The 14501-nt window shown below is 42.6% G+C and carries 11 protein-coding genes; 6 read left to right on the forward strand and 5 right to left on the reverse strand.

Annotated features, from left to right (window positions below; translation table 11 throughout):
• Positions 1-28 precede the first annotated feature (28 nt).
• The 5 genes from CYQ88_RS07565 (at position 29) to CYQ88_RS07585 (ending at position 5759) form a co-directional block, all read left to right on the forward strand.
• Entirely contained in the window at positions 29-892 is an 864-nt protein-coding gene (locus CYQ88_RS07565) for a DUF5718 family protein (protein WP_101840753.1), read from the forward strand.
• A 71-nt stretch (positions 893-963) separates the two neighbouring features.
• Complete coding sequence (gene gshB, locus CYQ88_RS07570) at positions 964-2019, forward strand: glutathione synthase (RefSeq protein WP_101840754.1); 1056 nt, start codon at positions 964-966, stop codon at positions 2017-2019.
• 47 nt (positions 2020-2066) lie between these two features.
• A complete protein-coding gene (locus CYQ88_RS07575) occupies positions 2067-4271 on the forward strand; it encodes a CHASE2 domain-containing protein (protein ID WP_101840755.1) in 2205 nt (734 codons plus the stop codon).
• Between the two features lie 13 nt (positions 4272-4284).
• Positions 4285-5175, forward strand: coding sequence for a DMT family transporter (locus tag CYQ88_RS07580; protein WP_101840756.1), 891 nt, complete (start codon positions 4285-4287; stop codon positions 5173-5175).
• Positions 5175-5759: a DUF4136 domain-containing protein gene (locus tag CYQ88_RS07585; protein WP_101840757.1), complete on the forward strand. Its 585-nt coding sequence runs from the start codon at positions 5175-5177 to the stop codon at positions 5757-5759. Before CYQ88_RS07580 ends, CYQ88_RS07585 begins: the two co-directional genes overlap by 1 nt.
• A gap of 29 nt (positions 5760-5788) precedes the next feature.
• On the opposite strand, the gene CYQ88_RS07590 is transcribed toward CYQ88_RS07585, so the two are convergent.
• Positions 5789-7381: an ABC-F family ATPase gene (locus CYQ88_RS07590; RefSeq protein WP_101840758.1), complete on the reverse strand. Its 1593-nt coding sequence runs from the start codon at positions 7379-7381 to the stop codon at positions 5789-5791.
• Positions 7382-7538: 157 nt separating this feature from the next.
• On the opposite strand from CYQ88_RS07590, the gene CYQ88_RS07595 reads away from it, so the two are divergent.
• Positions 7539-8534, forward strand: a complete 996-nt coding sequence (locus CYQ88_RS07595) for a 2-hydroxyacid dehydrogenase (RefSeq protein WP_101840759.1) — start codon at positions 7539-7541, stop codon at positions 8532-8534.
• 84 nt (positions 8535-8618) lie between these two features.
• Here the strand turns inward: CYQ88_RS07595 and htpG are convergent, their stop codons facing one another.
• From htpG to CYQ88_RS07615, 4 genes are all read right to left on the reverse strand, one after another.
• Positions 8619-10511, reverse strand: a complete 1893-nt coding sequence (gene htpG / locus CYQ88_RS07600; protein ID WP_101840760.1) for a molecular chaperone HtpG — start codon at positions 10509-10511, stop codon at positions 8619-8621.
• 222 nt (positions 10512-10733) lie between these two features.
• A complete protein-coding gene (locus CYQ88_RS07605; protein WP_101840810.1) occupies positions 10734-11618 on the reverse strand; it encodes a hypothetical protein in 885 nt (294 codons plus the stop codon).
• Between the two features lie 183 nt (positions 11619-11801).
• Entirely contained in the window at positions 11802-12368 is a 567-nt protein-coding gene (locus CYQ88_RS07610; protein ID WP_101840761.1) for a hypothetical protein, read from the reverse strand.
• A gap of 46 nt (positions 12369-12414) precedes the next feature.
• Positions 12415-14490, reverse strand: coding sequence for a chemotaxis protein CheA (locus CYQ88_RS07615; RefSeq protein ID WP_101840762.1), 2076 nt, complete (start codon positions 14488-14490; stop codon positions 12415-12417).
• Between the last annotated feature and the right edge of the window lie 11 nt (positions 14491-14501).

Below are 14501 nucleotides of genomic sequence, written 5' to 3' on the forward strand. Positions count from 1 at the left end.
GACTGAAACACAGAATTAAGGAGACTGAATGCAACTGTCGGAATCACAACTGAAAAAGCTACCTGTTTTTGGAATTGCAGGAAATTTTGCCGAACACCTTGGCCAAGCAGGCGAAGATGCAGATTTTGTCAATATTCCCACTAAAGAAGCGCATGCACCGAAAGGAATCTTTCCGATTTACATTCCAAATCATGCTTCTTTTTTAGGCACTTATCCATTATCTCATAGCCAGTTGCAAGCGGACTTCTCCAACCCCATTAATGTGCAAATGGAGCCCGAACTGTGTATGCTGTTTGATGTGCATTATGAAGGACATCATATTGCTGACTTAACCCCTGTGGCCTTCACCGCCTTTAATGATTGCTCTATTCGCCGCCCCAATGCGACCAAAATCAGTCAGAAAAAAAACTGGGGGCCTAATTCAACTGGGGTTGCAAAACAATGGATTGAATTAAACCAGTTTGATGCGGATAGCGAATTGGATCATTTTCAAATCGCTTCTTATTTAAAACGTCATAATACAATCAAGGCCTATGGCGTGGATAGTGAAGTACGGAGCTATAGTTACTTTTATCAGCCGCTAGTGACTTGGATATGTGAAACCTTTAACACCCAAACTGACCTGGGGCCGTTAGAAAATCTAGCCAACCTAATCTCCAAAGCCAACTTCCCCAAACAACTTATTATTAGTTTAGGGGCCACCCGCTATACCGCACTGGGAGAAAAAACCTATCTAGCGCCAAATGATCAAATTGGGGTGTTTATTTACAATCCCAACCAGATCACAACACAAGAATTAATGGCTCAATTCCAAGCATCTCATTTAACTTTGCCGGATGCCGATGCCGTTGGCCTAATCCAAACCGTCAGTCAAGTTGACAGTTCCTCGTAAATAAGGGTTTACTTTTAATCTTAAAGCCGTCAAAATTCGAAATTAAACCATTTTTGGACAAGGTGAAGCGCATGAATATCGGCATTATTTTTGAAGACTGGGATGCCATTACCCCGGCAAAAAATTCAACCCTAAGAATTATTAAAGAATGCCTAGAACGCAGTCACAAAATTTGCATTCTTTACCCGAGCAACTTAACCGTACGTAACAATGTGACCTATGGCTATGTGAAACGCATTTTGCCGATGGAAAAGGTTCCTGACAATATTTTACAATTCTATAAAAAAGTTAAGTTTGAAGAAGTGATGATGCCCTTACATGGGCTGGATTGCATTTTGTTCCGAAAAGATCCACCAATTGATCCAATGGTGTTTAACTTCTTAGATTCCGTTAAAAACGAAGTGGTCATCGTCAATGATGTCGATGGCATGCGTAAAGCCAACAACAAACTTTATACCACCACCTTTAACGACCCAAACAATCACTTTTTGCCGATTACCCATGTCTCCAAAAGCAAGAACTATATCCGTCAGCGGATTGATGATATGCCGGGCGACAAGGTGATTCTAAAACCGCTGAATGCCTCTGGTGGTCATGGCGTGATTGTCTTAGAAAAATATGCACAAACCAGCATTAACTCCATCCTCGACTTTTATATCGACAGTCAGGACAAGAGCTATGTCATTGTTCAAGAATACATTGAGGGTGCAGAGCATGGTGATGTTCGAGTGATGATGCTGAATGGTAAATTTATTGGCGCCTATAATCGCAAACCGCCAGAAGGCGATGTGAGAGCCAATATCCAAATTGGTGGCACCGCGCACAAGTATACAATGACGGACTCTCAAATGGCTATTTGCCGGAAAATTGGTCCCAAATTGGCCGCGGATGGGCTCGATTTTGTCGGTGTCGATATGATTGGCGACAAAATCCTAGAGGTGAATGTGTTAAATCCAGGCGGCATTACCAACATTAACGCATTAAATAAATTGAAGTTGCACAAGAATGTCGTCGATTTTCTGGAAGAAAAAGTCAATGAAAAAGAAGAAAAACATGCTGAGCTAGAGTTTTTGTTGAAGCGGATCAGCGAATTTAGGCAGGCCGAATTTTTAAGCAAAGATGATTAGATTCAACCCTAAAACAACCAGGCCTGGCCTTATTTGATGATAAAACGATGAAAATTCTTGGCATTCCCATTGTTCTGACTAAGTCACAACGCCGATTGTTTCATGGTACCCTTTTGGCACTCACTGCCAGTCTCTTGGTATCTGGCATTTTTCTGCTAGGGGGGTTCAATACCCTAGAATGGCAAATTGATGACGCCAAAACGAAGCTGATACGAGGCGATTCCAACGCAAACCCAGAAGTGGTAGTCTTATTGGTGGATGAAGCGTCTTTATCCACTTTAGAGCCGATCGTTGGCCGCTGGCCTTGGCCCAGATCGGTTTGGGCCGATGTTCTAGAATTCATGACAATGGGTGGCGCACAAAGTGTGGCATTCGATATTCTGTTTACCGAGCGCGAGCTGAATCAACAAAAGGCACAATCAGAACATGATCTAGCCTTTATCGACTCAACGGCTGAATCTGGCATTGCAACCCATGCCATTCAACTATTACATGATCCATCCAATCCAACACCCAACCGCCCTTTACCGAAAGTGTTTAAGGAGCGATTTGCTATTCCAAAAACAATCGGCTTAAAGCAAAGTCAAAATAATACCCGTTATATTCCTTTCACAGGGCTCTACGAAAACGCACGAAATATTGGCGTGGTCGAGTTTTCGCCCGATGCTGATGGGGTTTATCGTCGTACTCGGTTATTTCGCGATTTTATGGGAGATTTTTACCCTGTCCTTTCGGTAGCGCCCTTAATGGAAAGCTTAGGAATCAATCGAGTTGAGCAGACATCCAAGCCACCTATGATTCAATTTGGGGGGCTTAAAGTCCCTTTAGATCGAAATGGCTTTTATGAAGTGAATTTTTACAAACACTTTACCACCTATTCGATTGGTAGCGTACTGGCCTCTATCGACCAATTACGCAAAGGGAATCTGGAAGCCCTTTATACCGACCCGAGACTTCTTAGCCCTGAAAAATTTGCTGATAAAATCGTCTTTATTGGCACCAGCGCAGTTGGGTTAGAAGATATGAAAACTACCCCATTGGAAAGTCGATGGCCAGGGGTTTTCCTGCATGCATCCATTACCAGTAACTTACTCAATCAAGAATTTGTATATCAAGTACCCGCGTCTTGGGTATTCGTATTAATCTTCCTATTAGCCATCATCACGATGCGACTGGCCATTTATCAAGATGCGATTTTACTGCAAACTTTCTATCCTTTTTTATTAGCCAGTATCGTTGTGATGTGTGGTATTTGGGCGCAAGAGAGCTTTGCCCAAAATTGGGATTTAACGCCTTTATTAACCAGTATCTTAACTACGTGGTTAATGATCAGTGGTTATCTATCGGCAACAGAAGGGCGTGAAAAACGACGGGTGCGCAATATGTTGTCGCAATACGTCTCCCCTTCTGCATTGAACATCGTACTGGATAACTATCAAGACCAAATTCAAGCCGAAGTGGGTAAAGAGGAAGAAATGACGGTGGTATTTTCTGACATTCGTGGCTTTACCACCATATCCGAATCCTTATCGCCAGGGGAAGTGGTCACGCTACTCAATATTCACCTAGACGCCATGACCCAGGTCACATTTGATTTTAAAGGCACCATGGATAAATTCATCGGAGATGCGACAATGGCATTCTGGGGAGCACCGCTCCCTGATCCCGATCATGCTTTACATGCGACACGTGCCATGATTCACATGGCACGAAAAGTCTACCAAGTGAACCAAGAACTCACTGAAAAAGGCTTACCCAATATTCAAATTGGGGTCGGCGGTAATACAGGGTCAGTTATTTTAGGGAATATTGGTTCCAGTCAAAAACTCGATTATACGGTTATTGGCGATGCGGTTAATTTAGGCTCACGCTTAGAAGGATTAACCAAGCAGTATGGTTTAAAAATGCTGATTTCTGAATTTACACAACAAGAGATTAGTCAGCAAATACCCTGCGCCCTAATCGACCAAGTCAAGGTAAAAGGCAAAAACAAACCGGTTAAAATCTACTTGCCTTTAGCGGACATTGACGACCCTGATATCGATGATGCCTTTAAAATTGCCGAAACCTGCCAGCAGGCATTTAATGCGTATCATGCCAAGGACTTTTATTTGGCCAGCCAAATATTCCAACAGTTACCGGATGACCCCTTTGCCCATTTTAAAGCGGTATACGACCAGCGCTGCCAAGCATATCTTAAAACCCCTCCCCCTGAAATATGGGATGGCGTATTTACTCTAACCACCAAATAAAAGAGTCTAAAACATGCCCTTACCAACGGCGAAGCAGATTCAATTCAGAGGGGAAGTTTATACGCTTGCTTTATCGATTATCGAAGCGCACTTTCCCATCTTTGCCTTTTTTACCGTTTCAGTGCTGGGCAGCCTGCATGCTTATTTTTACAGCCTGGCCATCGCAGCCACGATCCTGGTTTTTTGGGTAGTTTTTCGACGGAAACTATCCGAATTATCGAGAACGCATGCCTATAAAAATTTAGCGCTGACTAGCTTATTTATCACGACATTGTTTAGTCTGATCTTTCTCGCTTTACAAACAACATCCCCCAGCCACGTTGCGATTATTTTATTTTTACAAGTCCTGTTTAGTTATCTTTTCCTAGGACGAAATCCGGGAGAGCAGTTGGATCGACAACATCTCATTGGCGTGATCCTAATGACACTGGGTGCCGTCATAATTTTGTTTCCAAATCAACTGACTGTCCGACTTGGCGATGGGCTTGCATTATTAGCCGCCGTGATTGCGCCCTTTGCCAATCACTATCAAAAACGTGCTCGTGTCGATGTATCGAGCGAAACCATTTTGATGGTTCGAAGCCTGATTGCTTTGCCGTTTTTATACCTACTCGCACACTTATTTGAAGCTGAACCCAGCTGGAGCGAGATACAATCACAAGCCCTGTGGTTATTTTTAACTGGCGCAATGGTGTTTGTTGTGTCTAAAATATTATGGGTGGAATCGCTTCACCGACTTCCCATCACCAAGGTGAATGCGCTCTATGCGTTTTCTCCCTTGATGACCTTGGGATTAGCCTACCTCTATTTAGCTGAGTCTCCCACTTGGACTCAAATATTAGGCGCCATCCCCATTTTGATCGGCAGTATTTTTATTACCCAAAAAAGTGCAAGGAGTCATTAATGTTTTCGCAATTGAATCGGTTCGTTTTTCCATTCATTATCTTGGGAACCCTATACGGACTCACGGGTTGTAGCAGCATTCAAGTCAGTCAAGATTATGATAAGACTGCCGACTTCAAAGCCCTCCAAACGGTTCAATGGCTTGAAGAAGCCGACCAGGTTGAGCCGAAGGCGGCGACTTTTGCATCCCAAAACCCACTGATTGCTAAACGTATTACCCAAGCCATTTCGAAAGAGCTCAGAGGAAAGCACATAACCTTTGTCGACCAAAACCCGACTGGCTATGTAACGTACCACATTGAAACGATTACAAAACCTCGCTCCAATCAAGTTACAACAACATTTGGATTTGGTAGTCATGGTAGCTTCGGCGGATTTGGATTCCAAACACATCCGGATGGAGACTATTATGACGAAGGAAAGTTGGTCATTGACCTATTCAATGATCAGAAAAAACTGGTCTGGCGAGGGATTAGTACGCGGTATGTTGAACAACATACCGCGCCAGAAGAAATGACGAAAACAATTCAAGAGGTGGTCAAAAAACTATTGGAACAATACCCTCCCGAAGCCGTCCAACCTTAAAAAGCGCTAGATACTGAAATAACCGATGTTTAGGAAAGCTGTTGTTCCTGTAAATAGGATTCATAGTCACCACGATAGTGTGTGACGCCATCGGCCGTCATAACCAGCAACTGAGAGGCTAACGAAGAAACAAACTCTCGGTCGTGTGATACAAAAATAACCGTTCCTTCATAAGCTTCTAGCGCTTGGTTTAATGATTCAATGGATTCCATATCCAAATGGTTGGTCGGTTCGTCCATCAACAAAATATTGGGATTTTGCAGCATCAGTTTACCAAACAACATTCGACCTTGTTCCCCCCCTGAAAGTACCTTAACCGACTTGTTAATGTCTTTTTGGGAGAATAGCATCTTCCCTAAAATACCTCGAACCACTTGTTCATCGTCTGTCGGAGCCTTCCATTGACTCATCCAGTCCAGCAAGGTCATGTCCTCTGAAAAGTCATGAGCGTGATCCTGGGCATAATAGCCGATTTCAGTATTTTCTGACCACTTCACTTTTCCAGAATCCGCCTTAACATCGCCGACTAACGTTTTTAACAGTGTGGTTTTCCCGATACCATTCGCCCCAAGAACGGCTAATTTTTCACCGGCTTCGAGCATCAGGTCTAGGTCTTTAAAGACGGTTAAGTCATCATAGGATTTACTAAGGTGTTGCACTTCCAAAGCCAGTCTAAATAATTTCTTATCCTGTTCAAAACGGATAAACGGATTGACTCGGCTCGAAGGCTTCACTTCAGACAGCTCGATTTTATCAATTTGTTTTTGACGTGAAGTCGCCTGTTTTGCTTTAGATGCGTTGGCTGAAAATCGACTGACAAAACTTTTTAACTCATTAATTTGTGCTTTCTTTTTGGCATTGTCGGCCAATAACTGTTCACGCGCTTGGGTAGACGCAAACATATACTCATCATAGTTTCCGGGGTAAACTCGTAGTTCACCATAATCCAAATCTGCCATATGAGTACAAACCGCATTTAAAAAATGGCGATCATGGGAAATAATCATCATCGTGCTTTTGCGTTCGTTCAATACGCCTTCCAGCCAACGAATGGTGTTAATATCCAAGTTGTTTGTCGGCTCGTCTAGCAATAAAATGTCTGGATCTGCAAACAACGCTTGAGCTAATAGCACCCGGAGTTTCCAACCAGGTGCAATCTCTGACATTAATCCAAAGTGTTGTTCCACCGGAATTTCTAACCCCAGCAATAATTCACCCGCTCGAGATTCCGCGGTATAACCATCCATTTCACCAAATGCGACTTCTAAGTCAGCGACCTTCAAGCCGTCTTCTTCGCTCATTTCGGCTAGGCTATAAATGCGATCTCGCTCTTGTTTAATTTCCCAAAGCGCTTCATCACCCATAATCACGGTATCCACCACAGAATAGGCTTCATAAGCAAACTGGTCTTGTTTCAACTTACCCAATTTCTCATCTGGATCTAGCATGACTTGTCCAGCTGTGGGCTCTAAATCGCTGCCAAGAATTTTCATGAAAGTTGATTTACCACAGCCATTGGCACCAATGAGTCCATAACGGTTTCCGTCACCGAACTTGATATTTATATTTTCAAAGAGCGGCTTTTCGCCAAATTGCATGGTAATATTTGCGGTAGAAATCAAAACAAAATCCTTAAATAGTCAGTGACAATCTCATTAAAATGGCTTTAATTATCAAAGCCCTTGAGATGGGTGCGCTATTGTGGCATAAATTGATCAAAAAAACAGCCAGGCCTGGTTATTTTTAACAACCTCTTCTACCCAATATAGGATTAACACCATGAAAGTGGCTTTCTTTAGCACCACCAAAACAGATAAACGGCTATTTGAGTCTCATGACTGCCCTGCTAATCTGGAGCTGACTTTTTTTGATGTGCATCTCAGCGAAAAAACAGCACCCTTAGCGCAAGGATTTGAAGCCATCTGTGTTTTTGTAAATGATCAATTGAATCGAGCAGTGATTACGCAAATCGCTAATCTGGGCGTTAAACTGATCGCCTTGCGCTGCGCGGGGTTTAATAATGTCGATCATGAGGCCGTCAAGGATTTCGGCCTCACGGTTTTAAGAGTGCCAGCCTATTCTCCAATGGCGGTTGCGGAACATGCTTTAGCGCTAATGATGAGCCTAAACCGCAAAACCTATCGAGCCTATAATCGCGTCCGTGACAGTAACTTCACGTTAGAAGGGCTGTTGGGATTTGATATGTTTGATAAAACCGCTGGAATTATTGGCACCGGGCGCATTGGTCAGGAAATGGCTCGGATTTTATATGGTTTAGGTCTTAAGGTACTGGCTTATGACCCCTTCCCCAATACCGCAATTGAACCCTATGCCGATTATGTTGACTTGGATATCCTCTATCAACAAAGCGACATCATTACGCTACATGTGCCACTCCTTCCGGAAACCCATCACCTCATCAATGAATCCTCTCTGGCTAGAATGAAGTCAGGAGTGATGCTCATTAATACCAGTCGTGGTGCCTTGATGGACGCACAAGCATTAATTAACGGTTTAAAGTCATCTCACATTGGCTATTTAGGCATTGATGTCTATGAACAAGAAGAACATTTGTTTTTTGAAGATCACTCCGAAGAAATTATTCAAGATGATATCTTTGAACGATTAGTGACCTTTCCAAACGTTTTGATTACCGCCCATCAAGCATTTTTCACCCAAGAAGCGCTGGATCATATTGCAGATACCACTTTTCAAAATCTCACACGCTTTGCAGAAGGGACACTACTGAGAGAAAATTGTGTTCAATGTGAATAGCCGTGAAATGCGAAGACAAAAAAGCCCCAATATAAGCAAGTTATATTGAGGCTTGCATTTAATTGAATTGCATAACGATAGAAGTTAAATCACATCGCTCAGCAACGCATTCATACGCTTAATGAATTCCGCTGGGTTTTCCAGCGCATCCCCTTCAGCAAGTTGTGCTTGTTCTAGTAAGAACAAAGACCACTCTTTTACCTTGCCATCATCGGCCAAACTATCCAGCTTTTTGACAAGGCTGTGTTCTGGGTTAAGCTCTAACACCGGCTTTTGTTTTGGAATGGCCTGTCCCATTTGCTCCATCATCCGAGCCATATGAGCTGACATATCTCCGTCTGCCGAAACCACACATGCAGGAGAATCGGTCAAGCGATGGGTCACCTTCACATCAGAAACCTGATCTTCCAGCGCCTTTTTCACTTTTTCAGTTAAGGCCTCACGAGCCTTTTTATCTTCTTCAGTTAGTTCTTTTTCCGCTTCTTCTTCAAACTCTTTCAAATCTGCTGCGGTAACCGACTTCAATGACTTACCATCAAATTCTGTTAGATGAGACACCAACCATTCATCAATACGATCCGTTAACAATAAAACTTCTATGCCTTTTTTACGGAACATTTCTAAATGCGGACTGCCCTTCGCTGCGGCATAGGTATCGGCCGTAATAAAGTAAATGGCCTCTTGGTCTTCTGTCATTCGGTCAACATACTGCTGAAGACTGACACGCTGTTCTGCGGTAGAAGACTCATCGGTGCTTGAGAAGCGCAATAAATTGGCAATCTTATCTTTATTGGCAAAATCCTCTATCACCCCTTCCTTAATGACATTCCCAAACTGATCCCAAAATTGATTGTAATTGGTCTGATCTTCTTCTTTAGCAAACTTGGTCAACTGATCCAATACTCGCTTAACCGAAGCCGAACGAATTTTATCTACCACGCGATTACTTTGTAGAATTTCACGCGAGACATTCAACGGCAGGTCATTAGAATCGATCACGCCACGAATAAAGCGTAAATAGGTTGGCATGAGGTGTTCAGCATCATCCATAATAAACACGCGCTTTACATACAACTTCAAACCATAACGACGATCACGGTCATACAAATCAAACGGCGCTTTTTTCGGGATATAAAGTAAAGAGGTATATTCTAATGTTCCTTCTACCTTGTTATGAATATGCGCTAACGGCGCTTCAAAGTCATGGGAAAGCGTTTGATAGAAGTTATTATAATCTTCATCCGATAATTCAGATTTTGGCTGAGTCCACAGTGCGGTCGCTTTATTGACCTGCTCTAAGGTCTTTTCTTCGGTTTCTTTACCCTCATCATCTTGTTTTGCTTGCCACATTTTGATTGGGAAGTTGATATGGTCAGAATAGGTGGTGATGATATTTTTAAGTCGGAAGTCATCCAGAAATTCATCCATATCTTCTTTTAAATGCAATACAATTTCGGTACCTTTGGTCTCTTTTTCAACCGTTTCTAAGGTGTATTCTCCTTCGCCTGCTGATTCCCAGCGGGTTGCAGCTGCCTTTTCATCTCCGGCTTTACGCGTAGTTAGAACCACCTTATCGGCCACAATGAAAGAGGAATAGAATCCAACTCCAAACTGACCGATTAAATGACTGTCTTTCGCTTGGTCACCTGTCATGTTTTCTAAAAATTTCTTGGTACCCGAGTTTGCAATCGTCCCGATATTTTCAACCACTTCATCACGGGTCATCCCGATGCCATTATCGGCAATGGTAATGGTTTTGGCATCCTTATCAAATCCGACAACGACCGCTAATTCCGTTTCACCTTCAGACAAGGCATCATTAGATACCGATTCAAAACGTAGTTTATCCAACGCATCAGAAGCGTTCGAAACGAGCTCTCTTAAAAAGATTTCTTTATTACTGTACAACGCATGAATCATCAATTTTAGTAATTGATTCACTTCTGTTTGAAAAGCATGGGTTTCGGTATGACTCATTTGGATACTGACTCCTTATATCTAATTAATAATCGTAAGTGTTTTAGTACATTAAAGCCGTTCATTAATGCACAGACATCGAACTGAATAATTGGGTTACTTTTGGATGGCAACTTAATAGGGTCAGTTATGAATTTTTCAAGCCAATTATCATTTTTTTCTTTGCACAAATAAAAAAGCACTCAATAAAGAGTGCTTTTCTACTGTCATGGCTTAAAATCGTTATGGCGTAACCACTGCCTGTAATGCATTTTTGATTTCATCTGGGGCATCAGCAATCGACATAAAACTGCCCGAACCCATCATTGACAAACTGGGCCAATTGATGGCAATGCGGAATTTCGCATTCAGGGCAATGACGCTAGACCCTGTGACTAACAGCTCGTATGGAAGGTGTGCGGCATGAGACGATCCTGTTTGATCAATCTGATCTAGGATATTCGCGCCACGCCCTTCCCCTTGACTAAAAGCAACCCCAAATACGGTCTCCTCTTTGCCTGGCAAGTCAATTCGATAGACCATTGAAGTCCCACCTTTTTTGGCTGCCAACCCGGTTTCTACTGCATTGACCGCTGCGTCATAACCCTCAAATTCAGCCAATTCATCAACGTCATCAAAATAGGGCATTAAAAACTTATAATGATACTCTCGTAACGCATCTGCACTTAAACCCGATTCAGAGCCAAATGTTTTCTGATTTCCTAAAGCTTTTTCCATTGTTTGCTGAACACCACTGATATCGCCTTCCATTCGATATACATTCCATAAATAGGTTGGATTGGTGTAAGTCACTTCGGTTTGACCCGCTCGATTAACCACTGCGATGCGTTGCATCGCACCAAAACCACCATGCTTGGATAAACTCGCTATTTTCTTAAGCGCGGGATGCGTTACCACCATCACCTGAGTATCAGCATTCGGTTGATAAGAACCGACCACTTCATATCCATTGGCTTGTAAACTTGCTTGTGTTTCATTCGCCACCTCAGAAACAGATGCCTGAGAAACCGACCCTAAGATAAACGGCTTATAGTCTGCTGCAACTGCGACTGAAGCCATCAAGATAAAGTAAGTCACTGTTACCCAACGCGAAAATTTTAAAATCATCGTATTTATTACCATCATATTGTTGTAAGAGTCTCTATAATCATCAATTTTTCTTTAAATTAAAAATTCATTTTTTTTATGCTTAAATTAAATATAGCCACTTTTGGGTAAAAACCCTCAACAAAAACAAAAAAAACGCCTAAAAAGGCGCTTTCTCAAATATTCTAATCAAATAGGAAACGGTTAAAAAAGCTCAATTTCCTCTTCTTCAACTTCTTCAGACTTCATTCTGTCTCGCATTCTGACTTTCATTAACTCAATCGCATCTTTGGCATGCATCTGCTCATCGAAAATCAGTTCAAATAACTCTTCTTCCTCTCGCATGGTCGTCCCTTTACGAACTTCAGCCTTAAAGGCCTCCCACTGAGCTTGGTCCTTGGCATGCATTTCATGAGAAACAATTTCTGATAGACCTGACAAGCCATTGGAAACATGATTGAGTCGCTGACTTAACTTGTCATAAAACTGGAATGCGATAATGGCTTGTTGCATTTTTTGTGCTAAGTCATTGGTTTGTACCAACAATGAAGCGTTATGCTCAGCAATGCCCTCTACATCATTTGACATCTCAGCAATTTTTTTACTCGAGACCTCAATACTTTCAATATGCTTTGACATAAACTCAAATGAGTCAATTAAGGCATTAACCGAATTATCACCATCTGTTATCGTTAACTCAATTTGAGCAACCGATAGGTTTAAAACCATAATGGTTTCTTGTACTTCCTTAGCACCTAATGCAAATGACATAAATCCCTCAAATTAAACTTATTAGCAAGCTATACCAAACCTAAGCTTAGGCTGCATGCGAATGCAAACCGCCACCTTTATGAGTCGCCAAGGTTTCCATAACATCCAAAATGAGAGAAACCGTCCCATCACCCAGTATTGTTGCACCGGCAACACCACTGATTTTCATAAAGTTGTTTTCTAAACTTTTAATAACGACCTGCTGTTGTCCAAGCAAATCATCGACAAAAATACCTGCACGCTTGCCGCCTTCTTCAACGACCACCAACAGTCCTTCCGATAAATCCGTACGAGCATCTTTAATACCCATTTTCTGATGTAACCGAATTACCGGAATATAACTATCGCGCAGTTTATACAATTCCGTTTGACCAGCAATTCCTTTGATTAAAGACTTATCAACCTGGATCGATTCAACAATCGACACCAGCGGGAAGACATAGGTTTCAGCACCCACTTTTGCAAGCTGTCCATCCAAAATGGCTAACGTCAACGGCAAGCGAATGGTAAACACACTGCCAACGCCAATTTCCGTTTTGACTTCAACCGAGCCACCCAAGCCTCTGATATTTCGACGAACAACGTCCATCCCAACGCCGCGACCAGAAACATCACTTACCACTTCGGCAGTTGAAAATCCAGGATTAAATATCAGGTCGACAATTTCTTCTTCCGTCAAGTTGTGATCCGGCTCAATCACTCCTTTTTCAATTGCCTTCTGTTCAATTCTAGCGGCATCAATTCCAGCACCATCATCGGTAATCTGGATCAGAATATTACCACCTTGATGGAAGGCGGCCATCTTAACCGTCCCTGTCTCGGGCTTGCCCGCCGCGAGACGAACATCTGGTGATTCGACGCCGTGGTCAATCGAGTTCCGTACTATGTGAACCAATGGATCTGTTAAGGCTTCTAGCATGGTTTTGTCTAGTTCAGTATTTTCACCTTCCATAACCAATTCGATGGACTTTCCTAACTTCTGACTAACGTCATGGACAATTCTAGGCATCCGATTAAACGCAAAGCTCACAGGCAACATACGAATATTCATTACGCTTTCCTGCAAGTCGCGTGTATGACGTTCTAAGTGGGTAAGCCCTTCTTTTAACTTATCCACCCACTCCATAGAATCCAAGCTCTGATCTCCCTGTTCAGCCTGATCACCAAACTGACTTAACATGGACTGCGTTATCACTAGTTCTCCAACCAAATTAACCAATTGGTCAATTTTGCTTAAATCAACACGGATAGAGCTATCTTGCTTTGGTGCGGGTTTGTGAGCCGCTTTAGCTGTCGCAGCGGCCGGTTTTGTAGCGACCTTTTTGGGAGAGGCTGCTGCCTTGGGTGCCTCTTGTGCGACCACAGGTGCCTCAGACACAACCGTCTCGGCTGGTTTCGATGCCTCTGATGTAATTTTAACTTCAGCACCATCACCATCAATCCATTCAAAGACTTCTTTCACATCAGCTTCTTCAATATTGTCGCCAGTCAGAGTTAAGTGCCATTTTAAATATAGATTCTCTGGATTTAAGGATTCAACGTCAGGTAGCTGTGAATCATCCACCTCAACCTTCAGGTCACCTAGCGTTTCTAATTCTCTGAAAATGCGTATGGGTTCATTACCGGTCTGTAATAAATCAGATTCAGGAACAATCTCAATCTTCCATTGCCGCCCTATTGCTGATGATGCACTATTATCCTGGGTTTCAGCCGCAGGAGCTTCTGCCTGCTGACTTCCTCCATTCAGAATACGTTCCATGTCCTTTTGCACTTCTGAGGCTCTTGCTTCATCAATTTCTTCATGATTCTGCAAACGCGTCATCATATCCCTCAAGACATCAACGGCCTGTAACATAGTGTCCGTCGCTTCTTGAGTGACGTCTCGACGACCATCGCGCATTTCATCTAATAAGGTTTCGAGGACATGGGTAAAATCAATAATTTCATTAAAGCCGAAAGTTCCACTCCCGCCTTTAATAGAGTGTGCTGCCCGAAAAATCTCATTAATTTTGTCGGTATCGGGTGTGCCAGGAACCAAATCCAGCAATCCCGCTTCCATTATATCCAGCCCCTCAAAACTCTCTTCAAGATACGTTTGGCGAAAAGTTTCCATCATGTCCATAAATACTGTCC

This window comes from Hydrogenovibrio sp. SC-1 (assembly GCF_002848135.1).
In the GTDB taxonomy this organism is placed as follows: Bacteria; Pseudomonadota; Gammaproteobacteria; order Thiomicrospirales; family Thiomicrospiraceae; genus Hydrogenovibrio.

Bases quoted from the DNA above. Each gene is read 5' to 3' on its own strand.
- CYQ88_RS07580 (WP_101840756.1), top strand. From the start codon at position 4,285: ATGCCCTTACCAACGGCGAAGCAGATTCAATTCAGAGGGGAAGTTTAT.
- CYQ88_RS07605 (WP_101840810.1), bottom strand. From the start codon at position 11,618: ATGATTTTAAAATTTTCGCGTTGGGTAACAGTGACTTACTTTATCTTG.
- gshB (WP_101840754.1), top strand. From the start codon at position 964: ATGAATATCGGCATTATTTTTGAAGACTGGGATGCCATTACCCCGGCA.
- htpG (WP_101840760.1), bottom strand. From the start codon at position 10,511: ATGAGTCATACCGAAACCCATGCTTTTCAAACAGAAGTGAATCAATTA.
- CYQ88_RS07615 (WP_101840762.1), bottom strand. From the start codon at position 14,490: ATGGACATGATGGAAACTTTTCGCCAAACGTATCTTGAAGAGAGTTTT.
- CYQ88_RS07595 (WP_101840759.1), top strand. From the start codon at position 7,539: ATGAAAGTGGCTTTCTTTAGCACCACCAAAACAGATAAACGGCTATTT.
- CYQ88_RS07575 (WP_101840755.1), top strand. From the start codon at position 2,067: ATGAAAATTCTTGGCATTCCCATTGTTCTGACTAAGTCACAACGCCGA.
- CYQ88_RS07565 (WP_101840753.1), top strand. From the start codon at position 29: ATGCAACTGTCGGAATCACAACTGAAAAAGCTACCTGTTTTTGGAATT.
- CYQ88_RS07610 (WP_101840761.1), bottom strand. From the start codon at position 12,368: ATGTCATTTGCATTAGGTGCTAAGGAAGTACAAGAAACCATTATGGTT.
- CYQ88_RS07585 (WP_101840757.1), top strand. From the start codon at position 5,175: ATGTTTTCGCAATTGAATCGGTTCGTTTTTCCATTCATTATCTTGGGA.